A 25,456-nucleotide genomic window follows, 5' to 3' on the forward strand; every position below is an offset into this window, starting at 1 on the left:
TTTGTGCCGTCTGTTCCTGTGGTACAATCAACGTTCGAGCACATGAACGGAAGGGCATGCTGACAGATGACAGAAGACTTTTTCACCCGCAAGCAACGGCAGATCGGCGTATCGCTCAATCCGGTGCAGAAGGAGGCCGTGCTCCGCACGGAAGGGCCCCTGCTGCTGCTGGCGACTCCCGGATCGGGCAAGACGACCACCATCATGATGCGGATCGGTTATCTGATCGAAGAGAAAGGAGTCCATCCGTCCCGGATCAAAGCGGTCACGTTCAGCAAAGCGGCGGCCGCGGACATGAAGGAGCGGTTCCGGCGCTTTTTCCCCGAATATCCGGAAGGGAGCGTCGGCTTCTCGACGATTCACAGCCTGGCGTCCCAGGTGATGGCCGATTATCTCCGCCAGAGGGGCATCGGTTACCGTGTGATCGAACGCCATGCCGATGAGCCGGACGCCGCATATCCGGCCTTGCATAAGACGCAGATTTTGCGGGAGATCCACAACAGCCTGACCGGCGAGAGCATCGCCGAAGACCAGTTGGAAGCTCTGACGACCTACATCTCTTACGTCAAAAACAAAAGGATTCCGCCCGACCGGTGGGACGAGACGGAGTGCGACGTGAAGGAAGCTCCCTCGATCCTGCGGGAGTACGAGGCGTTTAAGAAGTCGGGAACGGACAGGCTGCTGGTCGACTACGACGACATGCTGGAGATCGCCTATCGGGCGCTGTCGGAAGATCGGCGGCTGCTGGCGAAGTATCAGCGGAAATACGACTACGTCCTGACGGACGAAAGTCAGGATACGTCCCTGCTGCAGCACGAAATTATCGCGCTGCTGGTCCAGGCACACGGCAATCTCTGCGTCGTCGCCGACGACGACCAGAGCATCTACGGCTGGCGGGCGGCGGAACCCCGCTATCTGCTGGATTTCAAGCAGGCGTATCCCGATGCGGTTATCCTGAAGATGGAGCATAATTACCGTTCGACGAAACACATCGTCGAGGCGGCGAACGCCTTCATCAAGCGGAACCGGGACCGTTACGACAAAAACATGACGACCGGCAATCCGGCCGGCGAGCCGATCCGGATCACCAGTCTGCCCGACTACAAGCATCAAGCCCGGTACGTGGCGGAGAGAATCATGAGTGCGGGCCGGATCGGGGATTCGGCCGTTCTGTACCGCAACCATCATTCGTCCGTCGCGCTGGTCGACACGTTCGACCGGTTGGGCATCCCGTTTTATATGAAGGACGGGGATCACCGTTTTTTCTCCCATTGGGTGGTGGAGGACGTGCTCAACTTCATGAGAATGGCGTATACCGACCGCCGTCCCGACCTGCTGGAGCGAATCTACCAAAAGTTCAACGCCTACATCACCCGGGAGCAGATGGAAGCCCTGAAGCGGATTCGGAACAACGAATCCGTGTTCGACAATCTGCTCCGGCACGTCGAGCTGCGCGATTATCAGCCGAAGCTGCTGGAGGAATGCAAGGCGACGTTCGCTTCGCTGCGGGAGATGTCCCCCAAGCAGGCGATCTGGACGATTCGCGCGAACCTGGGGTACGAGAAGGCGCTGGAGAAAAGGTGCGAGCGTCTCGGGTTCAGGCGGGATACGCTGATCGGCATCTTGAACACGCTGGAGGATATTGCGGACGGTCTGGAGACGCTGGAGGCGTTCGCGAGCCGGTTGAAGCGGCTTCAGGCGGTCATGCGGGAGGCGAAGTTCAGAAAGGGAGAAGAAGCGGTGACATTGTCCACCCTGCACAGCGCCAAGGGATTGGAGTTCGATCGGGTATACATGATCGATCTGATCGAAGGCGTCATTCCGTCGGCCGAGGATATCAAAAAGTTTGAAAACGGCAACCGCGCCCCCATGGAAGAGGCGGTCCGTCTGTTTTATGTGGGAATGACGCGGGCGAAGCGGGAGCTGGAGCTGCTGACCTACCGCATGAAGGACGGCCAGAAGGCGGAGGAGTCGCGATTGGTGAGCCATATCCGGCGCATCCGGGATTCCCTGGCGGGTCCGGGCAGGCCGACCGCCGCCGCGTCTGTCGAAGGACCGAAGCCGAAGCCGGTCAAACGGATCGTCGCCGGAGCCGATCAGTTGCAGAAGGGCGTCCGGGTCCGGTGCCGGGGGTTTGGCGACGGGGAGATTCTCGATGCGGACGAGGAGGATATCGTGCTGCGGTTGGACACGGGAATCCGGCGGGTGCCGATACGCAAATGTCTGGAGGAAGGGCTGTTGGAGCGGATCGGGCCGCAGGCCTGAAATCTTGGGGGCCGAACGGAGGATGACGGCCTGCCGGATGCCGGGAAACATTCCATCCGCTTCCCGCGTCTAATGGGTAAAACCTATGTACCTGCTGGGCGAACGCCACAACACCATCGTCAACTGGACGGACGACCGATGGTACGATTATGAGATGCTGGGAACGGAGCAGGAGCCGCCTCCCCTTGACCTCGCTACCTCGCGAGGGTGTATCGCACCCGAACGGCCGCCCGCAGGCTCCAGGTTCCCGGCTGGATCGGGGCGGCGGAGCTTGGCGCAAGCTCGGAAGCGGCAAATGCGACGGGTTCGCCGGCGCGGGGCAGCTCCTGGACAAAGCCGGGGAGAGGGGAGAGCACCGCTCCGAGCGTCCGGGCGATCGTTGCGGCCTTCTGCCCGGCGTTCCGAAGGGCGAGCTCCAGGGCGCGGTTCTCGTACAGCTCCGGGCGCGAGACCGCGAACCTGATGCTCGAGACGACGTTGGCGCCTCGGGCGACGGCGGTATCGACCAGCAGGCCCGTCTGCTCTACGTTTCCTGTCGTGACTTGAAGTAAATGAGTCGCTCTGTACCCGCGGAAGATGGGCGTGCCGTTCTGATAATCGTACCGGGGCTCGATTCGATAGTCCTGGGTTTGGATGTTCTCGCGGGGGATGCCCAGTTGCAGCAGGGACTCGATGACGCGGGCGGATATAGCGGCGTTCTCCGCCTGAACCGGCTGCAGCTCGGGTCCTTCCGTCACGGTGCCAAGCACGACGACCGCCTGATCGGGAACGGCGGTCGCCGTCGCTTCGCCTGTGACTTCGACGTAAGGCATCGAAGGTTCGTGCATCGGCGCGCTCCTTTCGGCTGAATGGATTCTTAGGCTAGTGTATGGGAGTGCGTCCGTCCGCATGCTTCGCCGGATCTACAAGAACATCGGTTGTGGGGGATATGAGATGAAAATAAGCAAACACAGTGCCGAACATTACGTATGGGGAGATCGTTGCGATGGATGGCAACTGGTGAAAAATCAGGATTTAAGCATTATTCATGAGCGGATGCCGGCCAATACGTCGGAAGTTAGACATTATCATCAATACGCGCGCCAATTTTTCTTTGTCCTGTCAGGCGTAGCCACCATCGAGATCGAGGGGAAAGAGATGGTTTTGAATCCGCACGAGGGAGTAGAAGTTCCCCCTCTGGTGCCGCACCAGATGTTTAACAAGTCGAATCATGACGTTGAGTTTTTGGTGATTTCCCAACCGACCAGCAAGGGCGACAGGGTTTTGGCGGACTAAACGAAAGAGAGCCGACCCAAATAAAAAAGGCAAGCGAACATATTAGACACGGCTCATATGCGCTTACCCTCTATGTATTATTTTTTTCTATCTGTTTTCTGTGAACCCCGCTTATTTTTTCTTCGCTTTATATTTGGTCACCAACTTGGGCAGATGCTTGATGCTGCGAATCATCGGCCCTTTGCAGATGGGGCACGCTGGATGGGGCGATGGCGCCAACTCTTCGCGCATCCAGGCTTTGCATCCTGCCGTTTTGCATCTCCATATCGGGACCGGGGCGATATCCGGCTTTGCCGTCTCCGTCTGCAACAAAAAGACACACCTCCTGCCTGACTGACCTGTAGCTTTCTCCGGAAGCGGTATATATCATAAGTCGTCCGGGCGAATTTCGTCAAGCGAAGAGGCGGACGGGGTGGAGGAGACGAAACGAAATGAATCAAGGAGGCGGGGATCGTGAGACGGAATTCCAGACGGATCGGAGCGCTGGCGATGGCGCTGGCTATTATGCTTGGGGGATGCTCGCGAACGGTAATTATAGACTGGGCCGATTTCCTCAAGCTGGACGGCAGGACGTATACCGGGATGTGGGATATCGTCGTGGCGGACCCCGCGATGATCGGGGAACCGATCGGCGAAGTGACCTTCAAGCTGTACGGCTCGAAGCACCAGAACAATTCCCGCTACAGAAGCAAAGATGGGGATGCCGCCTTTTTGCCCGTCGGCACGCGGATTTATGAGCTCAAGGGATACCCGGACCGCTCGATGGTCGCCGTCTCTTACGAGGCGGGCATGAACGGCTACAAGCTGTACCTCGCCGAGGGGACAGCGAAGCCGATCGAGCTGGAACCGGAGCGGGTCCGGAGCATCCAAATGTACCTGAACCATAATCTGGCCGTCTGGCACGGCAAACACGTGAAGACGATCGCAGCCGAAGACCGCGGACGGTTCATAGAGATGATGGCGCAGGGATCGGAGGAAGCCCCGATCCCCATCGAACGCGCGGAGAATTATATCGTCCTGTACGAGATGGAAGGCGGCATCGGCATTCTGGAACGAATCGCGAAGCACGAAGGCCGATACCATTCGCATCAGGGCAAGCTGCTGCCGGAGGGAGTCCGGGAGTTTCTCGGGTGAAGCGCCAGCGTCATCCGCCGCGGGGGACCGTCAGCACGACGCGCGTGCCGCGGCCGGGCTGCGATTCTATGCGGAGCCGGCCGCCGACGCTGCGGGCCCGTTCTTCCATGCTGTGCAGTCCGACGCCCTTGCCTCTGCGATGCTCCGGGATGCCGGCGCCCTTGTCTTCGATGACGGCCTCGATGCCTTCATCCGTATCGCGGATCGTCACGAAGGCTTCGTCGACGCCGGCGTATTTGGCCACGTTCGTCAACGCCTCCTGCACGATCCGGTAGATGACGGTCTCCGTCTGCACGTCCGGGCGCCGTCCCAGCTTGTGCTCGAAGCGGACGTTGATCCCGTGGTACGACGAATAGTTGTCGACGAAGCTCCGGATCGCGGGCACGATGCCCAAGTCGTCCAGCACGGACGGACGCAGCTCCCAGGCGAGCCCGCGGACATCCTCGATGATCCGGGAGACGTCGTCGCGCAGTTTCCGCCACTCGTCCCGGGGATCGTCGCCCAGGATGCGGTCGATCTGGATCAGCAGCGAAAACAGGCTTTGCCCGATGCCGTCGTGCAGCTCGCGGGAGAAGCGCCGGCGTTCCTCCTCCTGCACCTGCATCAATTGCGACATCAACTGCTGCAAATCCTCTTCGACCTGCTTCAGGCGGGTCACTTCGTTGCGGATCGCCAGGTAGTGAAGGACGTCGCCCCGCTCGTCCAGGAACGGAACGATGGTCGTGCGGACCCAATAGAACGTGCCGTCCTTGGCGCGGTTCTTGATGTCGCCATTCCACACCCGGCCCGAGGCGATGGTCCGCCATAAGTCGCGCATAAACGCCTTGTCGTGGTGCCCGGAGTTGATCAAGCGGTGATCCTGGCCGATCAGCTCATCCCGGCTGTATTTCGAGATCTCGCAAAATTTATCGTTGACGTATTGAATGATGCCCCGGCGGTCGGTGATGGCGACGATCGAGGATTCGTCGAGCGCGAACTTGAGGTGGGACAACTGCTGCAGCGACTGCTTCAGTCCGTCCCGGGTCGCGGGATCGACCGGCTGCGAATCCAGAGCGGCGATCAAGCCGGCCACCTGCGGGTCGATCGGCAGCTTTTTATTCAAATTGAAGCAACCCCTTTTGCGCCGCGTATTTGACCAGCTCCGGACGCGTCTTGAGGCCCAGCTTCTCCATGACGTGGCTTTTGTGCGTCTCCACCGTTTTGACGCTGATCGTAAGCAGCTCGGCGATTTCCTTGTTGGAATAACCTTTGGCCGTCAACGATAAAATCTCCTTCTCGCGGTCCGAGAGCGTATCGTACGCGTCCGACGGCTGTCCGCCGCCCGACAGCCGCTCGAGATATTCGCTCATCAGCCGCTTCGTTGCGGTGGGGTACAGATAAGCGTGTCCGGCCGCGACGGACCGGATCGCCGACACCAGCTCCTCGTGAGGAGCGTTTTTGAGGATATAACCGGACGCTCCGGCTTGAATGCTGCGGAACAAATATTCCTCGTCGTCGTGCATCGTCAGGATCAGCACGGCGATCTCCGGCGCGAGCTTCTTCAACTCGGCGGTTGCCGTCAGCCCGTCTTTGCCGTGAGGCATGCTCAAATCCATCAGCACGACGTCGGGGCGAAGCTCCAACGCCTTGGCGATGCCTTCGTCCCCTTCGCCGGCTTCCCCAACGACCGCGATCCCGTGTTTGCCGTCCAGCAAACTGGCCAAACCCGATCGGACGACAGCATGGTCGTCCACGATTAGCAGTTTCATGCCGCCCCTCCGTTGTAGACTAGACTGTTAATGTGATCATATAGAAAAAAAAGAACCCCTTCAAGAAGAATTCTGTCGGGGCGGACGTCGGGCGGTATTATTGCGCGGCGGCAAACAGCAGGGCGAGCCGTTCGGCGGCTTCTTGCAGTCCTTCGAGCTGGCCGGGGGCGAAGGGCCCGGGATCTCTGCGGCCGATCAGCAGAACGGCGGTCCGCTGCTTGCCCAGCCGCACCGGAACCGCGGCGGCGCTCTCCAGCCGTTCCGGAATCCACAACGGCGCGTCGTCCTTCCGCAGATCGGCGGCGTACCGGTGGCGGTCGGAAGCGACCAGCCGGCCGGTCAGCAGGGCGATCCCGGCGACGCCCCGGCCCGGCCTCACGGTCAGCCGGAGATAACGGCCGCTCTCCGATCCGGAAGCGTGCGTCCATCTCCAAGCCGCATGGGCGGGATCGGGCTGCGCGAATGCGGCAAAGTCGCAGCCGATATCGGCGCGCAGCCGATCGATCGCTTCCGATAGCGACAGGACTTCCATAGCGTTCGCTCCTTTTCCTGGGAAGACCGGCTCCTAAAGTTATGCTTCTATTTTAAAACGCGATGGATCGCCGCGCATTCGGGGAACTCCACGATTTTGCGATCAGGGAATTCCCTTCGGACCGGGGAAACTTCCCGGCAAAGTTCAGTGAATCCCCCGATACCCCGGGGGCGCTGCTTGCCGTATTATGGAATCAAGCATCACAAAACGGTCGGGAGGCGTTCAGATGATCCGGAAAACGGCGGCACACGCGGACGAAATCGCGCAACAATCGGCATATTGCGAACAAGAGGGGGGCATCCCGCTGCTGTCGGGCGAGCCTTTCCGGCTTCTGCAGAGCGTCATGTACGACAAAAAAGCGGAGGCGGGCAGTTGCGTGGTGTGGGAGGGCGATCCGACGGGCAAACTGTACTACATCCGCAGCGGCCGGATCAAACTGATCAAGACGACGGAGGAAGGCTCGAAGCTTTGCTTGTCCGTCCTCGGCGCCGGCGATCTGTTCGGAGAATTGACGTTGATGGGCGGCAGCACGTACGGTTACGGCGCGGAAGCGATAGAGGATACCGAACTGGGCGTAATCCAGGAGAAGGATCTGGAGATTTTGCTGCACCGCCACGGAGATCTGGCTGTCGCGTTCGCGAAATGGATGTCCTTGCAGCACGGCATTACGCAGTCCAAGTTCCGCGACCTGCTGATGTTCGGGAAGCCGGGCGCGCTGGCTTCGACGCTGATCCGTCTGGCCAATACGTACGGCGTGGCCAAGCCGGACGGCATCCGGATCGGCTTCAGGCTGACCCATACGGAGCTGGGGGAGATGATCGGAGCGACACGCGAAAGCGTCAATCGGATGCTGAGCGAGTTGAAAGCGAACGGAATCGTGGAGGTCCAAAACGGCTACTTGACGATCCGCTCGCTCCAGGGCTTGAAGGCTTTGTGCCAATGCCCATCGTTCCCCGCCTGTCCGAAAGAGATTTGCCGGATTTGAACGCGCCGCGGCCGCGGTTTCGGCGCGATAGAGCCGGAACGATCCGCCCTTCGCAGGTTTGAAGCGCTGCTGCCTGCCGAAGATGGGCCTTCAAATCCGGCATATATGCCGCGGGCAGTCCTCGCAGTGACAGATGTCCCGCAAATAAGCCGTATCCTTCAAGATCAGATAACCGTCCTCGATGTCAAGCACTCCAAGCTTTTTGAATTCCCCGAGCATCCGGTTGACGCTTTCGCGCGTGGAGCCGATCATCTCGCCGAGCTCGCCGTGCGTCAGTTTTCGGCGGATGCGGATATGCCCGTCCCGTTCTTCTCCCCAGCAATTGCCCAGCCTCACCAGCAGCGAGCATAACGCCCCCGGCTTGCCGAACAGCATGAGATCCCGGAATTTCGTCTGCGTCTGCCGATGCATGAGTCCCATCCATCTCATAAACTCCACGGCCAGATCGCCGTGCTTCCAGAGCAGCACCTCGAGATCCCGCTGCTGCATGACGCCGAGCGAGGAGGGCTCCGCCGCCTCGGCGCCGAAGGCGCGAAGCGACTGCCGGTACGGCTCGATCTGACCGAACAGATCCCCGGCCATATACATCGAGACGATGATCTGCTTGCCTTCGTCGGTGAGCTTCGTCAGCTTGACGCTGCCCTCGCGCACAAAATACAGCTTGTCGGCCGGATCGCCTTCCCAGAAAATTTTCCCGCCCGCGGGCACGTGGCGCGTATACATGATCTCCTGAAGCTTGGATAAGCTGCCGCTTGAAAACAGGCTCGTGTTGCGGGGAAAATCGGGAGGCTGCCGTTTATCCGTCATGCGTGGCTCCATGGGCATGCCCTCCTTGTCTTGCGCTTGCCCTAGCGCTTTGGCGCTTGCATGTCTTCATCATAGCCCCGAGAAGCCGCCGAGGATGTGACGGATGTCACAAACGGTTTATCGGATGCGGCCGCGCGGCGGCGGTGTGACGGCGGTCACTGAGCGGCAGGGCGGAATCGGGTTTCAATCAAGGAGGAGAACAACGAGCAGACGGGAGGGATCATTATGAACGGACTGACCGGCTTAATCCTGGCGGGCGACCCCGAAGCGGCGGGCGGAACGGGGCGGATCGCGCTGACGCTGATGGAGGGCGAACCGGTTGTCTGCCGGCAAGTGAAGGAGATGCGCAAGGTGTGCGACGAAGTGATCGTGGCCGCGCCGAACGCCATGCCCTTTTTGAAGGTGCTCGATCCGCAGGTCCGGCTCATTACCGATTACGAGCCGAGCAGGGGACCCTTGAGCGGCATGTATGCCGGCCTCTGCTTGGCGAAGCGGAGCCGTGTGTGGGTCGTGGGCTGCGACAGGCCGTATTTGTCGGCGGATGCCGCCCGGCTGCTGGCGGAGCGTCTGGGGGAAGCCGACGCGGCGATCCCGCAATTGCCCGACGGTCCGCATCCGCTGCATGCGGTATACGCCAAGCGCTGCGCGGACCGCGTCTGGTCGCTGATCGCCGAAGGCGGGCGCAAGCCGGCCGCGCTTCCGGACGTCTTGGTCTGGAAGGCGGTGACGGCCGACGCGTTCGCCGAGAGGGGCATTCCGCTGCAGTTTGCCGAGACCTGGCGTCCGCATTCGGCGGCGGACGGGCCGGAGGCATGGCGGCGTGACGCGAATAACGGCGAGGACGGCGCCGGAAATGATCGTTCCGAGCCGTTGTTTCCCCGGGATTGCGGCGGAAATGCCGTATAATGGGGGGAGAGCGGACTGCGGCTAAGGAGCGGTGCGGTTAATGGATATATTGGAGTATAATCGGGAAGCTTGGAACAAGCAGGTGCTGGCGGACAATCCGTGGATGCGGCCGGTGACGCCGGAGGAGATCGCCCGGGCCCGCGAAGGCCGATGGGAGATCATGCTGACTCCGACCAAGCCGGTGCCGCGAGACCGGTTTCCTCCACGGCTCGACGGAGCGAAGGTGCTATGCCTCGCCTCGGGCGGCGGCCAGCAGGGGCCGATCTCGCGGCGGCTGGGGCGGATGTGACCGTATACGACAATTCGGACAACCAGCTCGGACAGGACCGGCTTGTGGCGGAGCGGGAAGGGCTGAACCTCCGTACGGTACGGGGCGATATGGCGAACCTGGAGGCGTTCGCGGACGGGACGTTCGATCTGATCGTGCACCCGGTGTCCAACGTGTTCGTGCCGGATATTCTTCCCGTGTGGCGGGAAGCGGCCCGCGTGCTGCGGGACGGCGGGTCGCTGATTGCAGGATTCGTGAATCCGATTCTGTATCTGTTCGATCTCGATGCGGAGAAGCAAGGAAGGCTGGAGGTTCGGCACAGGATTCCGTACTCCGATCGGACCGGCCTGCCGCCGGAGCGTCTGGAGCGTCATCTGGCGGAAGGCGTTCCGTTGGAGTTCGGCCATCGGCTTGAGGATCAAATCCGCGGGCAGTTGGATGCGGGATTGGTCCTGACGAGGTCGGTTAAGCTGAAGACCGGATCGTGACGCCAAGCGTCGAGATCGCCGGCTCCGGCTTATTCGGGCAGCACCAGTTGATAGAACAAAACGTCCTGCCATTCGCCGAACTTGAACCCGACCTCGCGGAACCGTCCGCACAGCTCGAAGCCGAATTTCTCGTGCATGCGGATGCTCGCTTCGTTGCCTGCGGTGATGCCGCTGACGACGACGTGATGCCTATGCTCGGCGGCTCTGGCCAAGATCTCTTTGACCAGGGCGTTGCCGACGCCGCGGCCCCGGTACGCTTCGCCGATATAGACGGACAGTTCGACCGTCCGGTCGTAGGCGGGTTTGTCCCGGAACTTCGACAGGCAGGCATAGCCGGCGACGGTGCCGCCGATGTCGGCGACGATCAGCGGGTAGCGTCCTCCATAGTGGCGGAACCATTCGGTCCGCTGCTCGAGCGTCTGCTCCTCCAGGTCGAACGTAGCGGTCAGCTTTCGAATGGCGTCGTTATAAATATCCAGCAAAGCCGGAAGGTCCGCAGGTACGGCGTCGCGAATCAGCATATCGGTCATGACTTCGTTCTCTCCCTGTTGCAGCATAAAAGAATGTCCCTATTATAAACGATACGGGGCTCGGCCACCATGCCGTCCGGCGCCGGACGGCCATACATTTTGTCCCAACGGCAGGCGAAATGAAAAATATGGAACGGAGTACGTCATGATCCTAAACAAACAAGAATTTGATGTGAAAAGAATTTTGGGGATACGGCATCGGGAAAAATCTTTTAAAGGAATCTGTTGCGTGGGCCGACTCCAACGGCATTAAAAAATGACGTTGAATGTTCTCGAAACAAACGAAAAAGCCATTCAACTGTATAAACGGTTTGGTTTTGAAGTCGAAGGCATCTTGAAAAACGACAAAGTTCTTTCCGACGGTAAATACTATAATACCATTATGATGGGAAGATTTAAGGATTGATCTTCTATACATACATCGCCGTAAAAAAACACCGTGCTTCCGCACGGTGCCCGATACGTCTCCGGTGTCAGTGATTGTTGCCGGAGGCGTTGCTTTTTTTGTCGGACGATTTCGTCTGCGTGTTCTTCACGCCGTGTCCCTGCTGCTTGCCCATGTCTCTCACCTCGATTCGCATGCAGTCGGTAGTTTGCGCGCATCCGGCGGTTTCCATACGATGGCGGCGGTTCGAGCCTCGTTAAAAAGCGAGCCGCCGATGTTCCCTGCAGGGGGATGGAACACCGGCGGCTTGCTCCGTTTGTCGTTATACTTGCTGGATTTTCATCAGGTTTGTGGCGCCCGTCTTGCCGATCGGCACGCCGGCGGAGATGACGACATAATCGCCTTCGGCCAGCAGACCGGCTTCGCGTCCGTAGCGGACCGCCATCTCGAAAATTTCGTCCGAGGAGGACGCCTGTTCGCCCCGAACCGGGAACACGCCCCGGTACAAGGACAGCTTGGCCAGCGCTTCGTCCTGCTGGGTAATCGCGAGGATCGGAGCTTGCGGGCGGTATTTCGATACCATCCGGGCGGTGAAGCCGCTGACGGTCGGCGTGACGATTGCTTTGGCATTCAGCTCGAGCGAGGAGCGGACGACCGCCTGGCTCATCACTTCGGTGATGTTGGTCGTATGTACGGCCGCTTGTTTCGCGTAATGGGACGCGTGGTCGAACATCGTCTCCGCTTTGGCTGCGATCTGGGCCATCGTCGCGACGGATTCGACGGGGTATTTGCCCGCGGCGGTTTCCCCCGACAGCATAATCACGTCCGCCCCTTGCAGCACGGCGTTCGTGACGTCGCTGACTTCCGCGCGCGTCGGACGCGGGTTCACCTGCATCGATTCAAGCATATGCGTGGCGACGATAACCGGCTTGCCCGCGAGATTGCACTTCTCGATCATCTCGCGCTGCACCATCGGCACGTCCTCCAGCGGAATTTCGACGCCGAGATCGCCCCGGGCGACCATGATGCCGTCGGACGCTTCGATGATTTCGTCGAGATTGCTGACGCCTTCTTCGTTCTCGATCTTCGAGATGATCTGCACATGAGCCGCGCCGTTCTCCTCCAGGATGCGGCGGACCTCCAGCACGTCCGCGCCTTTGCGCACGAACGACATCGCGATGATGTCCACGCGCTGCTCGATCCCGAACATAATGTGCTGCACGTCCCGTTCGGTCACGCCCGGCAGCGTCGTGCGGATGCCCGGCAGATTCACGCCCTTGCGCGGCTTGAGCGTACCGCCGTTAAGAATCTCGCAGCGCATCTCCGTTCCTTCGACGGAGACGACCTTCAGCTCGATGAGGCCGTCGTCCAGCAGCACCCGGTCGCCCGACTTGATTACGGACGGCATGTCGGCGTAATTGACCGGGACGCGGTTGGCGTCGCCGAGGATGTCCTCGGTGGTCAGCGTCAAAATCTCGCCCGGCTTCAGAACGACGGAAGCCTCCCGGAGCTTGCCGATGCGGATCTCCGGTCCCTTGATGTCCATCAGGATCGGGATAATTGCGCCCGCTTCGGAAGCGGCTTGACGGACGCTGGCGATCCGCGCGGCGTGATCCGCCAGCTCGCCGTGAGCCATGTTCAAACGAACGGCGTTCATGCCGGCTGCGATCAGTCGCTTCAAGACTTCGGGGGATTCGCAGGACGGACCCATCGTACAGAGAATTTTGGTTTTGCGCATGCGGGGGAGTGGCCTCCTTCAGTGAATTCGGTATGGATTATTTTATAAATAAGCGGTAAGGGCGGCCGCAGCCGGTTGCGGCGGACGAAGAGAGGCGAAGCCCGCGCCCCGCTCCGGACGCGCCTGGGGCCCCTTCGCGCAGCGAATACGTTTTACCGCGGTGTCGGCCGATGATGGACCCGATTCGGCTCGGCAAGCGAGCCGGTAAACCCGCCGCGGACGACGCAGAAAGGAATCTGGGGATGGGTATCGGATTATGGGGTCTCCGGCGGCCTCGCCGGCGCAACCTGCCCTTCGCTTTTGTCGAAATAAAGGAGATAATCTCGTTTATTCTTACTTTACTCCTGAATCCTCGTATTCTACCATGAACTATAGTATGATGAATGTCGTATAGTACGATATTGCGAGGGGACTGACATTTCCCCGAATCAGCGGTTTCCGGACTGCCGGGATCGGTCCGGCAGAGCGGTTCAAAATGGCGGAGGCGACAAATGCTGCACGTAATCGAGGTCAGACAGGACAACGGAATGGACTGGTACGAGGAGCAGGACGGGATCGGCGCGCCATCGGGCGCCGACGCGGAAGCGCGGCCGGCGGCGGCAGCCGGCTCGGGAGGCGTCACGCCAGCAAGAGCGGCTGCGATGGCGGGAAACGCGGCGGCCGGAACGGATAGCGGTACGACAGCCGGAGCGGCTTCGTTAGCGGGTATCGTAGCGGTGCACGGAGCGGGCAGCGTCACGCCGTCGCGGGCTGCGGCGGACGGCACGGCCTTCGGCGCCGAGGCGCGCTCCCGGGACTGCTGGTATTTGTCGCTGGTCACCTACGGCAAGTGCGTATATTGGATCGAGCAGGAGAAGGTCGTCATGGAGAAAGGCGATCTGCTGCTAATTCCCGGAAGCACGTACTTTTACGGCAAAAGCGTGCCGACGCTATTCCATTCCAAGACGGTGGTGAAATTCATCGTATCCGCCGACGGGGCGGCCCGCTTGCCCCTGCTCGGGTTAACCGGCGCGCTGAAATGGAAGCTCGGCCGATACGAGCAAGCGCTGGAGCGGGTGCAAGCGCTGCACCGGGAATGGAGCGAGCGGCAGCCGTACGCGGATGTCATGGCGGAGGCGATGCTGATGGAGCTGTTGACGATCTGCAACCGGGAGCGGGACCGCGGCGTCGTCTCCGACCACAAGCACCGTTACGTGGAGCATATGAAGAAGTACGTGCAGGAGCACTATCGGGAAAAAGTGACGAAGGACGACCTCGGCGCGTATGTGCGCCTGAGTCCGAATTACGCGGCGACGCTGTTTCGAGAGGTGACCGGCCAGACGATCAGCGAGTACGTGCACGGCGTACGGATCAAGACGGCCCTGCACCTGCTGGTCGATTCCCGGCTGACGGTGGCGGAAATCTCCGAATTTCTCGGCTACGGCGACGTGTCGTATTTCCACCGGGTCTTCAAGCGGCTGACGGGCCGCAATCCTTCGGAATGGATGGCGGAACGGCCGGCCGATATTTGACGGCGTCCACTCCGATTTGCAGGCGGTCTCCGGCTTGTGGTAGGGTAGACATGGACGAATGGACGAACGGGAGGATATGGCGATGTACGACGTGAAGATGGATTTGATGCGCGATTGGATCGACACGGTGAAGGAAGTGTTCAGAGGCTCGGGGCGACCGCTGGAGGAAGGTCTGTCCGATTCGGAGATCGCGTTCCGCTATTTCCTGGAGACGGCGGAGGACGAGCGTCAGGCCAGAGAGCGCGCCGCCGCCCACGAGGAGCGCTTCCGCATGCTGGACAGCGCCATCCGCGACAATCTGGAGTCGCTGATCGTGCCGGATATCCGCAAGCGGACGGGCTACCAGGGCAACGAGTTCCAATTCAACTGGGTGTACAACCAAGGCGAGCATATCGTCGAGATGCGGTCGGAGTACCGGATTCCGCTGCAGTAAAACCCGGCTTGGACTTGGGCCGTCGTGAACGGCAACCTTCATACAACCTCCCGACGGCAGGTCGGGAGGTTTTTGGCTGCTTCAGCAGCGTCTCCTCCTGAATTCGGTAGACCAGACGATAGCCGTCGAGCCCGCTTACGGCGTAAATATAACCGTTCGAGACGAGATCGAACGTCTGTCCGTTCGCCTCGCGCATCACCTCCGGAGGCAGCCGCACGTCCGTCGTCGAACTGACCCGGGTGATCCGGCTCATCTCTATCGTGTACGCCGCTTTTGCGCTGCTGGTGATGATCTACCTGTGGCGCTCGCTGATGAATCCGCTGCAGAAGCTGGCGTCGTTCATCCGCGCCTACGAGCCCGGCCGCGTCATTCCGAATACGCCGGGAGAGGGGCGCAAGGACGGGGCTCACGCTGCATGAGGTGGCGCAAAAAAATCATGTCAGCCGAATTATTTGAGCTATCTGTTCAAGAAAAATACGGGCATCAATCTGTGGGAATACGTCATCAAGCTGCGGATGGAGGAGAGCAGACGCCTGCTGCTGCAGACTGATCTGCGCCGGTACGAGATCGCGGAGCGGGTCGGCTACGAGTCTCCCGAGCATTTCAGCAAAATGTTCAAGAAATATTACGGCCTTTCGCCGAGCGAGCTGAAGAAGTAAAATTGCCCATGATCCGGATAGAACCACACATGTTCATCCCCCGTCCCCCTCTTCTACAATGAGAACAGATCGACAGACACAGGAATGAGGGAAACCCGATGAACGACACGGTAGCGCCGATAAATCGGATCGCGTGAACGCCAAGACCGGCGTCCGGCCGCCGGGAAGCTGGAGGAAGTACAGGTGGGGCATCCTGTTTCTTCTGCCCGCGGCTATTATTTTTGCGCTATTTTTGTGGGTGCGATTATAAAAGGGTTCGTCTACAGTTTTTACCGCATCGACTTCGTGAACGGCAACGAATACGTCGGACTGGACAATTTCCGCGCCGTGCTGAGCGACCCCGACGTCGGCCGGGCCGTGCTCAATACGCTCTATTACATGATGCTCGGGCTTGCGATCGGCTTCTGGGTGCCGATCGTGTTCGCCCTCGTCATCTCGGATCTGAAGAAGCTTCAAGGCTTCGTCCGGGTCGCTGCCTATCTGCCGAACGTGCTGCCGGTCGTCGTGCTGTACGGGCTGTGGCGGTGGTTCTACGACCCGGTCGGCCCGATCAACGCCGGATTGACGATGGCGGGAGCGGAGAAGGTGCTGTTTCTGACCGACCCGTCGTGGTCGATGATTTCCATCGTGATTATGGAGACGTGGCAGCAGTTCGGCGCCGCCATGCTCATCTATCTGGCCGCGATTCTCAGCATTCCCCGCGACTATTACGAAGCGGCGGAGATCGACGGGGCCGGCATCTGGCAGCGGGTTCGCTATATCACCCTACCTTCGATTAAAGGACTGGTGACGCTGATGCTCGTTCTGCAGCTCATCGCCACCTCGCAAGGGCTGCGGGCGTGCTCGGCGGCGACTACCTCGTCATCAACCCGAAGGCGACCCCGGAGCAGAAGGAAGCGGCGTTCAACTATATCACGTTCGATTATTTCACCGACGACGGCTTGAAGTCGCTGGAGGAAAACATCCAGAAGTTCAAGGCGGAAGGCAAATACTATATTCCGCCGCACATGAGCTACTACAAACCGGATTCGGAATACGGCAAGAAGGTCGAGGCCATTCTGGCGAAGTACGACAACGTCTACAAGTACAGCGCGGAGTCGAACGCGCTGCTCGACGGCAAGGCCGAGGCGCAGTACAATACGCAGGATTACTATTCGACCATGACCAATGTCATTCAGGAAGTGTTCTCCAAGAAAGGCTCGAACCTGAAGGAACTGCTCGACAACGCGGCCAAGCAGGTGCAAGAGAAGTATTTCGATACGATTCAAGTGAACTGAACGGAAGACTGAAGCCGGCAACCCCCTGCCCGGGAACACGGGACAGGGGGTTATCTGCATCCGGCGGATCAGTCCGGCTTCCGCTCGAAGGCGACGATCCAGTCGCCCTGCACGGCGGCGCAGCCTTCGTCGCCCTCGACGACGAGTCCGTACAGATTGCGCACGTCGAGATATTCCCGGCGCTCGCCGTTGTCGAACTCCAGCGTGATGTAGTAATGCGTCCGCGTCGTTCGGACGGGGTGCGCGGCGTTGCCGGGATGTTGGAGATTCGTGCGGCCGGTGACCTCCAGGCGTTTGGCGGCCACCTTCGCGTACACCGTCTCCTTGGGCGCTCTCGCGTTTTGGATGTACCGGGCGCCGTTAAATACGAACGCCCCGATGACAACCGCGAAGCCGATCAGGATGAAGATCGGAACGATCGTAAACATCAGGTCGCCAAAAAGAAAACCCGGTTCTCCCGGAAACCCGCCTCCCACGGCAGCCCCTCCTCTGCTTGAAAACCGCTCTGCGGCGCGTTGCGTTTTATTACGTCCGACCGCTCGAAGGGTTCCGTCTGCCGGTCAGCTTTTTTTCAGCATGTGAAATACCTGTTCCACATCCTTGTCGCCGCGTCCCGACAAGTTGACGATGACGATCTGGTCGCGGGTCATCGTCGGTGCGAGCTTGCGGGCGTAGGCGATTGCATGGGAGCTCTCCAACGCGGGAATGATACCCTCGGTGCGGGACAGCTCCTGGAACGCTTCGAGCACCTCTTCGTTGGTTACGGTAACGTATTCGGCCCGGCCGCTTACCTTGAGATGGCTGTGCTCCGGCCCGATGCCCGGGTAGTCGAGGCCGGCGGCGATCGAGTAGGTCGGCTTCGGGTTGCCTTGCTCGTCCAGCAGGACGAGACATTTGAAGCCGTGAAGCACGGCGGGCACGCCTTGGGTCAGCGTCGCGGCTTGGTCGGGCTCGACGCCGATCAGCCTGACGGACGGCTCGTCCAAATAATGCGCGAACGCGCCGATGGCGTTGCTGCCGCCTCCGACGCAAGCGATGACGGCATCGGGCAGGCGGCCTTCCTTGGCGAGAATTTGCCGTTTGGATTCCTCGCTGACGATCGATTGGAAGTGCTTGACCATCGTCGGGAACGGGTGGGGACCGACGGCGGAACCGAGCAGATAGAACGTGTTTTTATAGTTGGCCACCAGATCGCCCAGCGCTTCGTCAACCGCGTCCTTCAGACGGCCTTGGCCTTTGGCGACCGGAACGACGGTCGCGCCCAGCAGCTCCATGCGGAAGACGTTCAGCGCCTGGCGGCGCGTGTCCTCGGCGCCCATGTAGATGACGCATTCCATGCCGAACATGGCGCAGGCCGTGGCGGTGGCGACTCCGTGCTGGCCTGCTCCCGTCTCCGCGATGATCCGCTTGGCGCCCATCCGCTTGGCCAGCAAAATTTGCCCGATGACGTTGTTGATTTTGTGAGCGCCCGTATGGTTGAGGTCTTCCCGCTTCAGGTAAATCTTCGCGCCGCCCCATTTCTCCGTCAGCCGCTCCGCATAGGTCAGCGGATTTTCGCGGCCGACATATTCGCGCAGGTAGTAATGATACTCCTCGATAAAGTCCGGGTCATCCTTATACTTGTAGAACTGCTCGCTCAAATAATCCAGAACCTCTTGGAGCTCGGGAGGAACGAAGCTTCCGCCGAATTCTCCGAAATATCCTTGCCGTGTCACGTTGACCGCCTCCGATAAGTGAAATGATTGCGCTTTCCTTCCATCATAAAGAAGAGCCCGGAACGTGTAAAGGACAATCGTTCCCGGACAGCCGGGAGCGGTTCCTTACGCATGTTTCCGGGCGGATGGGGACTGCCTTTGCGGCGCATGGAAAACGCGTTTCGTTCCGGTTCAAGGACAACGCGGATTCGCGTGTGGGGCCGGGCTGCATAACGGCAGGATAAACGACGCACAGATTTTTTCGGCAATGCGCTCGTGGGAGAGCCCGTATACGTCCCGCAGATGAATATAATTGTGGGGCGACAGCGACGTAATGAGCAGATGGGCGGTGAAAGCGGCGTCGTAGCCCGGGAGGCCGTCCGCGCATTCGGCAAGCAATTGCTGGATTCTGTCGTGCAGATAAAGATACGGCGCGGACTTATAAAAATCGAACCGGGTTTGTTCCTCTTTGGAAGGAATCTGCATCGCGCCGAGCAGTTTGGATTCTTTTTCGAATAGTGCCAGCAGTCTCCGGACGAGCTCGCACAGCTTTTCGGACGGGGGGATGCCGACGGAGCGCTCTATGTAGTCGTCCATTCCCTCGACGAAACGGTTGAACTGGTTCTGGATGAGATCCATGCACAGATCGCTTTTGTTGGCGTAGCGACGGTACAGTGTGCCTTGTCCGATGCCGGCGCATTTGGCGATCTGGTGCATGCTGACCGCTTCGATGCCGTGCTCCTCGAACAGCGCGCTGGCCGTCTGCAGGATGACGCGGCTGACTTCCTGCGCATCCCTGCGTGATGGTCGGGGTTTCATCATCGGCGTCAGGACTCCTTGTTCGTGATAATGTCGATCATGCTGCGAATAGGCGGGGCATATATTCAGTCAGGGCGGCGTCTTCCGCGGGCGCCTTCAAGGCCGTGCGTTCGCCGTTTAAGCGGCCTCTCCCGACGGGTTGACTATTCGGAAAAACTTTTGCATATACAAAATCTCCATACGGAGACCGATTGACTTCCGGACAATTGTCCGGTAAGATTCTCCCGTGCGGACAATTGTCCGGTTAGGTCGCTTGTCTTTGACTTCATTCTAGCCCGCGGCCGAATTCGGGTCAATAGATTCGCGAGTCACCCGTGCATGGACGTAAAAAATACACAGAAACAGAAACAGGATTGGAGGAAACCGAAATGTCATCCGCAACACCGCAGGCGGCGCAGGCAGCGAAGCCGATGTCCATGAAGGATATCATCGCTCCGCTTGTCGCCATTATCGTCGGCATGTTTATGGTCATCCTCGACGGAACCGCCATGAACGTAGCGATGCCCGGACTGATGAAAGACTTCGGCAGTTCGCTGTCGCTGATTCAATGGACGGTCACGGGATACGCTTTGGCCCAATCGGCCGTTATCCCGCTCGCCGGCTGGATGTCCGACCGCTTCGGCGCCAAACGCATTTTCTTATGGTCGGTCGCCTTGTTTACGATCGGCTCCGGGTTGTGCGCTTTCGCCACGACCGCGGAGCAATTGATTATTTACCGGGTATTGCAAGGCTTGGGCGGCGGCATGGTCGCTCCGATCGCCATGGCGTTCACCTACCGGCTCAGCCCTCCCGGCAAAGTCGGCGCCGTGATGGGCATGATCGGGATTCCGATGCTGCTCGCTCCGGCGCTTGGTCCCGTCGTCGCCGGCTGGCTCGTCGACTACGCCACCTGGCACTGGATTTTCCTGATCAACCTGCCGATCGGCGTATTGGCGGTGCTGCTCGGCATGCGGACGCTGCCGAATATCGAGCGTCAGACCGTGCCCGCTCTGGACTTCCTCGGCATGATCTTCGCTCCGCTAGCGTTTTCGATGCTCGCGTACGGCGTAAGCTCGGCGAGCGGCGGCGAAGGCGGATCGGCGGGAAGCGGCTGGACGTCGGCCGAGACGCTTACGGGCCTCATCGTCGGCGGTATCGCGCTGATCGTCTTCGTCATCGTCGAGCTGCGGCGCCAGCAGCCGCTGCTGGAGCTGCGCGTATTCGGATCGGGCAGCTTCACCCGGGGCATTATCGTGCAGTGGATTTCCCAGATCGCCTTGTTCGGCTCGTTTTTCCTAGTGCCCGTGTTCCTGCAGCAGGTCAAGCAATATTCCGCGTTCGAAACGGGGCTGATCATGATGCCGCAGGCGATCGCGGCCGGGCTGTTCATGCCGGTCGGCGGCAAGCTGTTCGACCGCATCGGCGCAAGGCCGCTCGTCATTACCGGGCTGATCATCGTTACCAGTTCGGCGTTCTTGCTCTCCCGGGTGGCGGCCGACACGTCCCTGACCATGATTATGGTGCCGCTGGCCATGCTCGGGGCGGGCATGGGCATCTCGATGATGCCGCTGAACACGCATATCATCCAGTCGGCTCCAGCCCATCTCGTCAGCCGTGTTACATCGTTGACGGCCGCCGCCCAGCAGGTCATGACCTCGTTCGCCGTCGCCGGGCTGTCGACGGTGCTGTCCAAGCGGGTCGAGCATTATATGGCCGAGTCGCCCGGACCGAACGTCATGTTCGATTCGTTCTCGGACACGTACATCTTGCTTTCCGTCATCGGCATCGCCGGAGCGCTGCTCGCGTTTATGCTGCGCCGGCCCAAGAAGGCGCCGAGCCAGCAAGCCGAGGGCGAACAAGCGGGCGTGCCGGTGATGATGGGGCATTAAACATTAACGGGATGAACCGTTATCCAATTAAAAAAGCTGTGCCGGAAGCAGCATGTTCTGCGAAGGCGCGGCTTTTTTATATTTGCGGGTCCGTGGGCAAGCTGTGTCGAAGCCGTCTGCGGCCGATGTACCGGTGAGAAGGAGGGGCCAACGGGAACGGGGCGTGGTGGGGCAAGAACAAGCAGGCTCGCACACCCGACGAGGCGGGCTTTCGCGTCTTTAAGCCTATAGAATAAATAACGCCAGACACGCTCCGGGGAAACCATATGCGTCTCCCAACCAAATTTCGGACGGGAAACGGATGGAGCAGCCCTTTCGGGGAGACTTCCGTGCAACGCAACCCGGCCCGAGCGGCCCGCCGAACAGCGGGATTCGGGCGAAACGTGCGCGAGTCCCGATAAGCAGGGGCTCCGGCCTGCGTTTGAAAGGGTCCGGCGCCCATGGACAACCGGTTCCCGCTCTTCTACAATGGTGAATCATGTTCGCGAGGATGAACCGGAAGGGGGAGATGTCCGTGCGGGTTCACGACATCACGCTGTCCAGGGATTTCAGTCCCGAGGAACTGCGCCGTATCGCGTTTGAAGCCGGACGGTTCAGTTCGGACATTGTCCTAAAGTTCGACGGCGGCGCGTCCGTCATCGATATGAAAAGCCTGCTGGGCCTGCTGCTGCTCAGCCTTCGCAAAGGAACGCGGATTACGCTCCAGACGAAGGGCAGCGACGAAGAGGAAGCGATCCACGCGATCTGCGCGCTGCTGGAGGAGTAAGCGGCACCGCTGGTCACCATGTCCGATATGTTCAACCGTATAGATTGCATCAAGCCTCCGGCGGAGCCCTTCGGAAGGGACGAACCGGAGGCTTGCGGCTTTTCGGGGAGAACCTCGTTTTTTCTTAGAGTCATGAATCTTGAATTTGAAATAAAATCGTTGACAGTTGCTGGTGGAACGACTTATACTAGATGCAGGTAACAAAATTAAAACAACTTACGAAATGTTATCAAAAGATCAAGGAGGATGTACCATGTCCAAAGCAAAATGGATCGTCGATCCGAGCCACACCAGCGTTGATTTTTCCGTCAGACACATGATGATCGCCAAGGTAAAAGGCACGTTCCACAAATTCGAAGCGGATATCACGGCCGATCCGAACGATTTGACGACCGCGGACATCAAATTCAGCGTCGATCTGTCGAGCGTCGATACCCGGAACAGCGACCGGGACGCGCATCTGAGATCGGCCGATTTCTTCGATGTCGAGAAGAATCCGCACATGACGTTCACCGCTACCCGAATTGTACGCACGGGGGACGGCGAATATGACGTGACCGGGCAATTGACGCTGCACGGCGTAACCCGCGAAGAGACGTTCTCGGTCACCTTCGAAGGAGCGAACAAAGACCCGTGGGGCAACGAGAAAGTCGGCTTTAGCGCGACGGGAACGCTGAAACGCAGCGACTACGGATTGACGTACAATGCCGTACTGGAAACCGGCGGCGTGCTTATTGGCGACGAGGTGAAGGTCTCGCTGGAGATCGAGGCGGTCAAACAGGCTTAATCGCCTCCGGAATCGTTATAGCGGTACGTTTCTTTGGACTTTTCGGATATGGAGAAGCCGCAAGTTCCCGGCCCCGGATGGGGGCTTGGGAGGCTTGCGGCTTTTCGTTTTCCATGCGGGAGAAGAACGGGAGCTGCTTGAGCGACAGCTTGCGGATATTTCGCGCGAATAGGCCCGCCTGATGAGTGTCGTAAAATCGTCCGCGTGCCTCATTACCGGTTGCGCCCAGGTGCGGTCAGTCTTCCTTCGGCGAGAAGCTGCGCGCGAGATACATGGCCGGCGTAGCGGCGATCGAGATGACGAACTTCAAGGCGTACGTCGTCAGCAAGATTTGCAGCCAGATGTCCCAGGAATATTCGCCGGCGAACGCAATCGTGCAGAACACGAGCGAGTCCACCATCTGACTGACGAGCGTGCTGCCGTTGACCCGAATCCAGAACTGCGAACGTACGGGGAAACGGCGCTTCAAATATCCGAATACTTGAACGTCGAGCAGTTGGCTGACGAAGTAAGCGCACAGGCTGCCCGCCGCGATCCGCGGCATAAGCCCGAAGATCGTCTCCATCGCTTCCTGGGCGGTCCCGCCCTCGGCCTGCGGCGTGAATACGAGCGCAAGCTGCATCATCACGGTGGAGGCGATCAGCGTGAAAAAGCCGAACCAGACCGCTTTTCGGGCTTCTTTCGTGCCGTATTTCTCGTTCAGCAAGTCCGTGCACATGTAGATCGTCGTGTAGATCGTGTTGCCCAGCGTCATGACGATGCCGAACATCTCGATCGTCTTGACGACCTGGATGTTGGCGAGCACCGTCGCGAAGCAGATCCAGGAGTAGAGCCCTTTTCTGCCGAACAGCCGGTAGTTCAGTACAAACAGGGCGAAGTTGACGGCGACGAATACTCCCCCCCAGATAAAATTAAACATGCCTGAATATCCCCCTTAGTTTTGATAACGCGGGATGGTTTCGAACCGCGGGTCCTGATCCGGACCAACCCCAAGCATACAATAAAACGTTGCGGAGGGGAATGGAATTCGCATCCGCGAGCAGATCGTGCGGCTATGGTGGAATATCGGAACGCTTCGCGGGTCCGGCTATGTCAATATGGAAGCCGATTATGTTACAATAACTTGTCGAAACCAGAACGCAGGGAGAGATACGATGGCGAAGCAACACCGAAAACTAACCCCGCTTCAGTTGATCGGCAAAGCCTTTTTTATCGCGCTGGGCGCCGCGCTGATGGGGGTTTCGCTGGAAGGGTTCCTTGTTCCGAACCAGGTGATCGACGGGGGCATCACGGGCATATCGATTATGCTGAACGAGTTGACGTCCGTCTCGCTGGGGTTGTTGATTTTTGTGCTGAATCTTCCGTTTTTATTTTTGGGGTACAAGCAGATCGGCAAGACGTTTGCCTTCTCCACGCTGTACGGCATTGCGGTTATGTCGGTCACGACCGCGCTGCTGCACGATATTGAACCGTTTACGGACGAGAAGATATTGGCGGTGCTGTTCGGCGGCCTCGTTCTCGGCTTCGGCATCGGCCTGGTGCTGCGCTTCGGCGGGTCGCTGGACGGCACGGAGATCGTGGCGATTCTGGCGTCCAAAAAAACGCGGATTCCGGTCGGTCAAATCATTCTGATTATCAACGTGTTTATTTTCATCGGCGCGGGTTTCGTCTTCGGATGGGATTCGGCGATGTATTCGATTTTCACGTATTATATCGCGTCCAAGGTAATGGATATCGTCGTGGAAGGTCTGAACGAATCCAAGTCGGTGACGATCATCTCGCCTCATTACGAGGAAATATCGGAGGCCATCATGGCGCGACTGGGACGGAATACGACCTTTATGTACGCCCGCGGCGGTTACAGCAAGGAGGATACGCAGATCATCTATTGCGTCGTCACGCGTCTCGAGCTGGCGAAGCTCAAGGCGGTCGTGCAAGAGATCGATCCGAAGGCGTTTATCGCGATCGAGCATGTGTCCGACGTGATGGGCGGCGGCTTCGACAAGAAGGCGATTCATTGAACCCCAAAATGCGGAACGGCCCGCTCCTCGCACAAGAGGACGGGCCGTTATTTTCTTGCTATTCTCCCTTCAACAGGAGCTCTTTAAGCAGCTTGATCTGCTTTCTTTCCCCTGCGACCACGAGAGTCATCTCCGCGGCCAGCCGGTCGTCCGGACCGGGATTGATCTTCTGTTTATGCTTGTCCACGAGGGCCAGGATGGTCGCCCCCGATTTTTGGCGGACCTGCAGCTCGGCGATGGATTTGCCCACGCTGTTGAAGTGGGATTCGACTTTGCACCACTCGATGATCAAGTCTTCGAGGGAGACTTCGATCGTCTCCAAAGCTTTCGGTTTATATGTCATCCCGCCGATGATGGCGGCGACCTGTCTGGCTTCTTCGTCCTCCAGCGTCACCAGCGAGATGCTCTCATCCGGATTGTCGTCCTCGAAATGATAAAGCTCGCGTCTGCCGTCGTCGTGAATCACGATGACCATTTTGTCGCCCGACTTGGCTTCGATCTGAAACTTTTTCCCGATGCCGGGCAGATCGGATTCCCTGATTTCGCCCATGGATTAGCAA

The 25,456-nt window shown here is 59.3% G+C and carries 26 protein-coding genes and 4 pseudogenes; 17 read left to right on the plus strand and 13 right to left on the minus strand.

What is annotated here, in order from left to right; genetic code table 11:
• Positions 1-66: 66 nt before the first annotated feature.
• On the plus strand, positions 67-2,265 hold the full coding sequence (locus FE781_RS04280) for an ATP-dependent helicase (protein ID WP_138788374.1): 2,199 nt from the start codon (positions 67-69) through the stop codon (positions 2,263-2,265).
• A 194-nt stretch (positions 2,266-2,459) separates the two neighbouring features.
• Here FE781_RS04280 and FE781_RS04285 read toward each other — a convergent pair whose 3' ends face one another.
• The gene (locus FE781_RS04285) at positions 2,460-3,092 is read right to left on the minus strand and encodes an SIMPL domain-containing protein (protein ID WP_138788375.1); all 633 of its coding nucleotides are present in this window, start codon (positions 3,090-3,092) and stop codon (positions 2,460-2,462) included.
• Positions 3,093-3,198: 106 nt separating this feature from the next.
• On the opposite strand from FE781_RS04285, the gene FE781_RS04290 reads away from it, so the two are divergent.
• Positions 3,199-3,540, plus strand: a complete 342-nt coding sequence (locus tag FE781_RS04290) for a cupin domain-containing protein (protein ID WP_138788376.1) — start codon at positions 3,199-3,201, stop codon at positions 3,538-3,540.
• 111 nt (positions 3,541-3,651) lie between these two features.
• Here the strand turns inward: FE781_RS04290 and FE781_RS17975 are convergent, their stop codons facing one another.
• Complete coding sequence (locus FE781_RS17975; RefSeq protein ID WP_138788377.1) at positions 3,652-3,852, minus strand: cold-inducible protein YdjO-related protein; 201 nt, start codon at positions 3,850-3,852, stop codon at positions 3,652-3,654.
• 141 nt (positions 3,853-3,993) lie between these two features.
• Here FE781_RS17975 and FE781_RS04300 point away from each other — a divergent pair, with 141 nt between their 5' ends.
• Positions 3,994-4,674 (plus strand): hypothetical protein, encoded by a 681-nt coding sequence (locus tag FE781_RS04300; RefSeq protein ID WP_138788378.1) that lies wholly within the window; start codon positions 3,994-3,996, stop codon positions 4,672-4,674.
• Positions 4,675-4,684: 10 nt separating this feature from the next.
• Here the strand turns inward: FE781_RS04300 and FE781_RS04305 are convergent, their stop codons facing one another.
• The 3 genes from FE781_RS04305 to FE781_RS04315 all read right to left on the minus strand — a co-directional run bounded on the left by FE781_RS04305 (position 4,685) and on the right by FE781_RS04315 (position 6,954).
• Positions 4,685-5,746, minus strand: a complete 1,062-nt coding sequence (locus FE781_RS04305) for a PAS domain-containing sensor histidine kinase (protein WP_379252599.1) — start codon at positions 5,744-5,746, stop codon at positions 4,685-4,687.
• A 22-nt stretch (positions 5,747-5,768) separates the two neighbouring features.
• The gene (locus FE781_RS04310; protein ID WP_138788380.1) at positions 5,769-6,422 is read right to left on the minus strand and encodes a response regulator transcription factor; all 654 of its coding nucleotides are present in this window, start codon (positions 6,420-6,422) and stop codon (positions 5,769-5,771) included.
• 97 nt (positions 6,423-6,519) lie between these two features.
• Complete coding sequence (locus FE781_RS04315; RefSeq protein ID WP_138788381.1) at positions 6,520-6,954, minus strand: GAF domain-containing protein; 435 nt, start codon at positions 6,952-6,954, stop codon at positions 6,520-6,522.
• Positions 6,955-7,180: 226 nt separating this feature from the next.
• On the opposite strand from FE781_RS04315, the gene FE781_RS04320 reads away from it, so the two are divergent.
• Positions 7,181-7,939, plus strand: coding sequence for a Crp/Fnr family transcriptional regulator (locus tag FE781_RS04320; protein WP_138788382.1), 759 nt, complete (start codon positions 7,181-7,183; stop codon positions 7,937-7,939).
• 90 nt (positions 7,940-8,029) lie between these two features.
• Here the strand turns inward: FE781_RS04320 and FE781_RS04325 are convergent, their stop codons facing one another.
• Positions 8,030-8,758, minus strand: coding sequence for a Crp/Fnr family transcriptional regulator (locus FE781_RS04325; protein WP_246068033.1), 729 nt, complete (start codon positions 8,756-8,758; stop codon positions 8,030-8,032).
• Between the two features lie 213 nt (positions 8,759-8,971).
• On the opposite strand from FE781_RS04325, the gene mobA reads away from it, so the two are divergent.
• The gene (gene mobA, locus FE781_RS04330) at positions 8,972-9,652 is read left to right on the plus strand and encodes a molybdenum cofactor guanylyltransferase (protein ID WP_138788383.1); all 681 of its coding nucleotides are present in this window, start codon (positions 8,972-8,974) and stop codon (positions 9,650-9,652) included.
• Positions 9,653-9,692: 40 nt separating this feature from the next.
• Positions 9,693-10,408 (plus strand): annotated as a pseudogene (locus FE781_RS04335) (class I SAM-dependent methyltransferase).
• Positions 10,409-10,437: 29 nt separating this feature from the next.
• On the opposite strand, the gene FE781_RS04340 reads toward FE781_RS04335, so the two are convergent.
• Entirely contained in the window at positions 10,438-10,929 is a 492-nt protein-coding gene (locus FE781_RS04340) for a GNAT family N-acetyltransferase (protein WP_138788497.1), read from the minus strand.
• A 185-nt stretch (positions 10,930-11,114) separates the two neighbouring features.
• On the opposite strand from FE781_RS04340, the pseudogene FE781_RS17730 reads away from it, so the two are divergent.
• A pseudogene (locus FE781_RS17730) lies at positions 11,115-11,344 on the plus strand (N-acetyltransferase family protein); the annotation flags it as partial.
• Positions 11,345-11,645: 301 nt separating this feature from the next.
• On the opposite strand, the gene pyk reads toward FE781_RS17730, so the two are convergent.
• Positions 11,646-13,061, minus strand: a complete 1,416-nt coding sequence (gene pyk / locus FE781_RS04350; protein ID WP_138788384.1) for a pyruvate kinase — start codon at positions 13,059-13,061, stop codon at positions 11,646-11,648.
• A gap of 491 nt (positions 13,062-13,552) precedes the next feature.
• Between pyk and FE781_RS04355 the strand changes: the two genes are divergently transcribed.
• The 6 genes and pseudogenes from FE781_RS04355 to FE781_RS04375 all read left to right on the plus strand — a co-directional run bounded on the left by FE781_RS04355 (position 13,553) and on the right by FE781_RS04375 (position 16,941).
• The gene (locus FE781_RS04355; protein ID WP_246068036.1) at positions 13,553-14,572 is read left to right on the plus strand and encodes a helix-turn-helix transcriptional regulator; all 1,020 of its coding nucleotides are present in this window, start codon (positions 13,553-13,555) and stop codon (positions 14,570-14,572) included.
• 58 nt (positions 14,573-14,630) lie between these two features.
• Positions 14,631-15,005 (plus strand): hypothetical protein, encoded by a 375-nt coding sequence (locus tag FE781_RS04360; RefSeq protein WP_246068037.1) that lies wholly within the window; start codon positions 14,631-14,633, stop codon positions 15,003-15,005.
• 239 nt (positions 15,006-15,244) lie between these two features.
• Positions 15,245-15,424 carry a hypothetical protein gene (locus FE781_RS17390; protein ID WP_170209411.1) on the plus strand — a complete coding sequence of 60 codons (180 nt, stop codon included), beginning with the start codon at positions 15,245-15,247 and terminating at the stop codon, positions 15,422-15,424.
• Positions 15,405-15,664: pseudogene (locus FE781_RS04365) on the plus strand (helix-turn-helix transcriptional regulator); the annotation flags it as partial. The gene FE781_RS17390 and the pseudogene FE781_RS04365, both read left to right, overlap by 20 nt.
• Positions 15,665-15,797: 133 nt before the next feature.
• Positions 15,798-16,504, plus strand: a pseudogene (locus tag FE781_RS04370) (carbohydrate ABC transporter permease); the annotation flags it as partial.
• Entirely contained in the window at positions 16,504-16,941 is a 438-nt protein-coding gene (locus tag FE781_RS04375) for a type 2 periplasmic-binding domain-containing protein (protein ID WP_211346298.1), read from the plus strand. The pseudogene FE781_RS04370 and the gene FE781_RS04375, both read left to right, overlap by 1 nt.
• 68 nt (positions 16,942-17,009) lie before the next feature.
• Here FE781_RS04375 and FE781_RS04380 read toward each other — a convergent pair whose 3' ends face one another.
• The 3 genes from FE781_RS04380 to FE781_RS04390 form a co-directional block, all read right to left on the minus strand.
• Entirely contained in the window at positions 17,010-17,369 is a 360-nt protein-coding gene (locus FE781_RS04380; RefSeq protein WP_138788500.1) for a DUF2500 domain-containing protein, read from the minus strand.
• A gap of 132 nt (positions 17,370-17,501) precedes the next feature.
• Positions 17,502-18,656 (minus strand): tryptophan synthase subunit beta, encoded by a 1,155-nt coding sequence (gene trpB, locus FE781_RS04385; protein ID WP_138788385.1) that lies wholly within the window; start codon positions 18,654-18,656, stop codon positions 17,502-17,504.
• 171 nt (positions 18,657-18,827) lie between these two features.
• Positions 18,828-19,457: a TetR/AcrR family transcriptional regulator gene (locus FE781_RS04390; protein WP_138788386.1), complete on the minus strand. Its 630-nt coding sequence runs from the start codon at positions 19,455-19,457 to the stop codon at positions 18,828-18,830.
• A 365-nt stretch (positions 19,458-19,822) separates the two neighbouring features.
• Between FE781_RS04390 and FE781_RS04395 the strand changes: the two genes are divergently transcribed.
• The 3 genes from FE781_RS04395 (at position 19,823) to FE781_RS04405 (ending at position 22,875) form a co-directional block, all read left to right on the plus strand.
• A complete protein-coding gene (locus FE781_RS04395) occupies positions 19,823-21,322 on the plus strand; it encodes an MDR family MFS transporter (protein ID WP_138788387.1) in 1,500 nt (499 codons plus the stop codon).
• Between the two features lie 508 nt (positions 21,323-21,830).
• A complete protein-coding gene (locus FE781_RS04400; protein WP_246068050.1) occupies positions 21,831-22,088 on the plus strand; it encodes an HPr family phosphocarrier protein in 258 nt (85 codons plus the stop codon).
• A 253-nt stretch (positions 22,089-22,341) separates the two neighbouring features.
• Complete coding sequence (locus tag FE781_RS04405; RefSeq protein WP_138788388.1) at positions 22,342-22,875, plus strand: YceI family protein; 534 nt, start codon at positions 22,342-22,344, stop codon at positions 22,873-22,875.
• Between the two features lie 235 nt (positions 22,876-23,110).
• Here the strand turns inward: FE781_RS04405 and FE781_RS04410 are convergent, their stop codons facing one another.
• The gene (locus FE781_RS04410; protein ID WP_138788389.1) at positions 23,111-23,794 is read right to left on the minus strand and encodes a queuosine precursor transporter; all 684 of its coding nucleotides are present in this window, start codon (positions 23,792-23,794) and stop codon (positions 23,111-23,113) included.
• 235 nt (positions 23,795-24,029) lie between these two features.
• Here FE781_RS04410 and FE781_RS04415 point away from each other — a divergent pair, with 235 nt between their 5' ends.
• Positions 24,030-24,896, plus strand: coding sequence for a YitT family protein (locus FE781_RS04415; protein ID WP_138788390.1), 867 nt, complete (start codon positions 24,030-24,032; stop codon positions 24,894-24,896).
• 58 nt (positions 24,897-24,954) lie between these two features.
• Here the strand turns inward: FE781_RS04415 and FE781_RS04420 are convergent, their stop codons facing one another.
• A complete protein-coding gene (locus FE781_RS04420; protein WP_138788391.1) occupies positions 24,955-25,446 on the minus strand; it encodes a cation:proton antiporter regulatory subunit in 492 nt (163 codons plus the stop codon).
• Between the last annotated feature and the right edge of the window lie 10 nt (positions 25,447-25,456).

Origin of the sequence: Paenibacillus thermoaerophilus, assembly GCF_005938195.1 — a bacterium.
Classification (GTDB): domain Bacteria; phylum Bacillota; class Bacilli; order Paenibacillales; family Reconciliibacillaceae; genus Paenibacillus_W; species Paenibacillus_W thermoaerophilus.

Excerpts from the sequence above, each read along its gene's own strand:
- FE781_RS04390 (WP_138788386.1), bottom strand. The coding sequence starts at position 19,457 with ATGATGAAACCCCGACCATCACGCAGGGATGCGCAGGAAGTCAGCCGC.
- pyk (WP_138788384.1), bottom strand. The coding sequence starts at position 13,061 with ATGCGCAAAACCAAAATTCTCTGTACGATGGGTCCGTCCTGCGAATCC.
- FE781_RS04410 (WP_138788389.1), bottom strand. The coding sequence starts at position 23,794 with ATGTTTAATTTTATCTGGGGGGGAGTATTCGTCGCCGTCAACTTCGCC.
- FE781_RS04320 (WP_138788382.1), top strand. The coding sequence starts at position 7,181 with ATGATCCGGAAAACGGCGGCACACGCGGACGAAATCGCGCAACAATCG.
- FE781_RS04420 (WP_138788391.1), bottom strand. The coding sequence starts at position 25,446 with ATGGGCGAAATCAGGGAATCCGATCTGCCCGGCATCGGGAAAAAGTTT.
- FE781_RS04325 (WP_246068033.1), bottom strand. The coding sequence starts at position 8,758 with ATGGAGCCACGCATGACGGATAAACGGCAGCCTCCCGATTTTCCCCGC.
- FE781_RS04355 (WP_246068036.1), top strand. The coding sequence starts at position 13,553 with ATGCTGCACGTAATCGAGGTCAGACAGGACAACGGAATGGACTGGTAC.
- FE781_RS04290 (WP_138788376.1), top strand. The coding sequence starts at position 3,199 with ATGAAAATAAGCAAACACAGTGCCGAACATTACGTATGGGGAGATCGT.
- FE781_RS04315 (WP_138788381.1), bottom strand. The coding sequence starts at position 6,954 with ATGGAAGTCCTGTCGCTATCGGAAGCGATCGATCGGCTGCGCGCCGAT.
- FE781_RS04395 (WP_138788387.1), top strand. The coding sequence starts at position 19,823 with ATGTCATCCGCAACACCGCAGGCGGCGCAGGCAGCGAAGCCGATGTCC.
- mobA (WP_138788383.1), top strand. The coding sequence starts at position 8,972 with ATGAACGGACTGACCGGCTTAATCCTGGCGGGCGACCCCGAAGCGGCG.
- FE781_RS04310 (WP_138788380.1), bottom strand. The coding sequence starts at position 6,422 with ATGAAACTGCTAATCGTGGACGACCATGCTGTCGTCCGATCGGGTTTG.
- FE781_RS04405 (WP_138788388.1), top strand. The coding sequence starts at position 22,342 with ATGTCCAAAGCAAAATGGATCGTCGATCCGAGCCACACCAGCGTTGAT.
- FE781_RS04360 (WP_246068037.1), top strand. The coding sequence starts at position 14,631 with ATGGACGAACGGGAGGATATGGCGATGTACGACGTGAAGATGGATTTG.
- FE781_RS04285 (WP_138788375.1), bottom strand. The coding sequence starts at position 3,092 with ATGCACGAACCTTCGATGCCTTACGTCGAAGTCACAGGCGAAGCGACG.
- FE781_RS04280 (WP_138788374.1), top strand. The coding sequence starts at position 67 with ATGACAGAAGACTTTTTCACCCGCAAGCAACGGCAGATCGGCGTATCG.
- FE781_RS04340 (WP_138788497.1), bottom strand. The coding sequence starts at position 10,929 with ATGCTGATTCGCGACGCCGTACCTGCGGACCTTCCGGCTTTGCTGGAT.
- FE781_RS04400 (WP_246068050.1), top strand. The coding sequence starts at position 21,831 with ATGTCCGTGCGGGTTCACGACATCACGCTGTCCAGGGATTTCAGTCCC.
- FE781_RS04380 (WP_138788500.1), bottom strand. The coding sequence starts at position 17,369 with ATGTTTACGATCGTTCCGATCTTCATCCTGATCGGCTTCGCGGTTGTC.
- FE781_RS04415 (WP_138788390.1), top strand. The coding sequence starts at position 24,030 with ATGGCGAAGCAACACCGAAAACTAACCCCGCTTCAGTTGATCGGCAAA.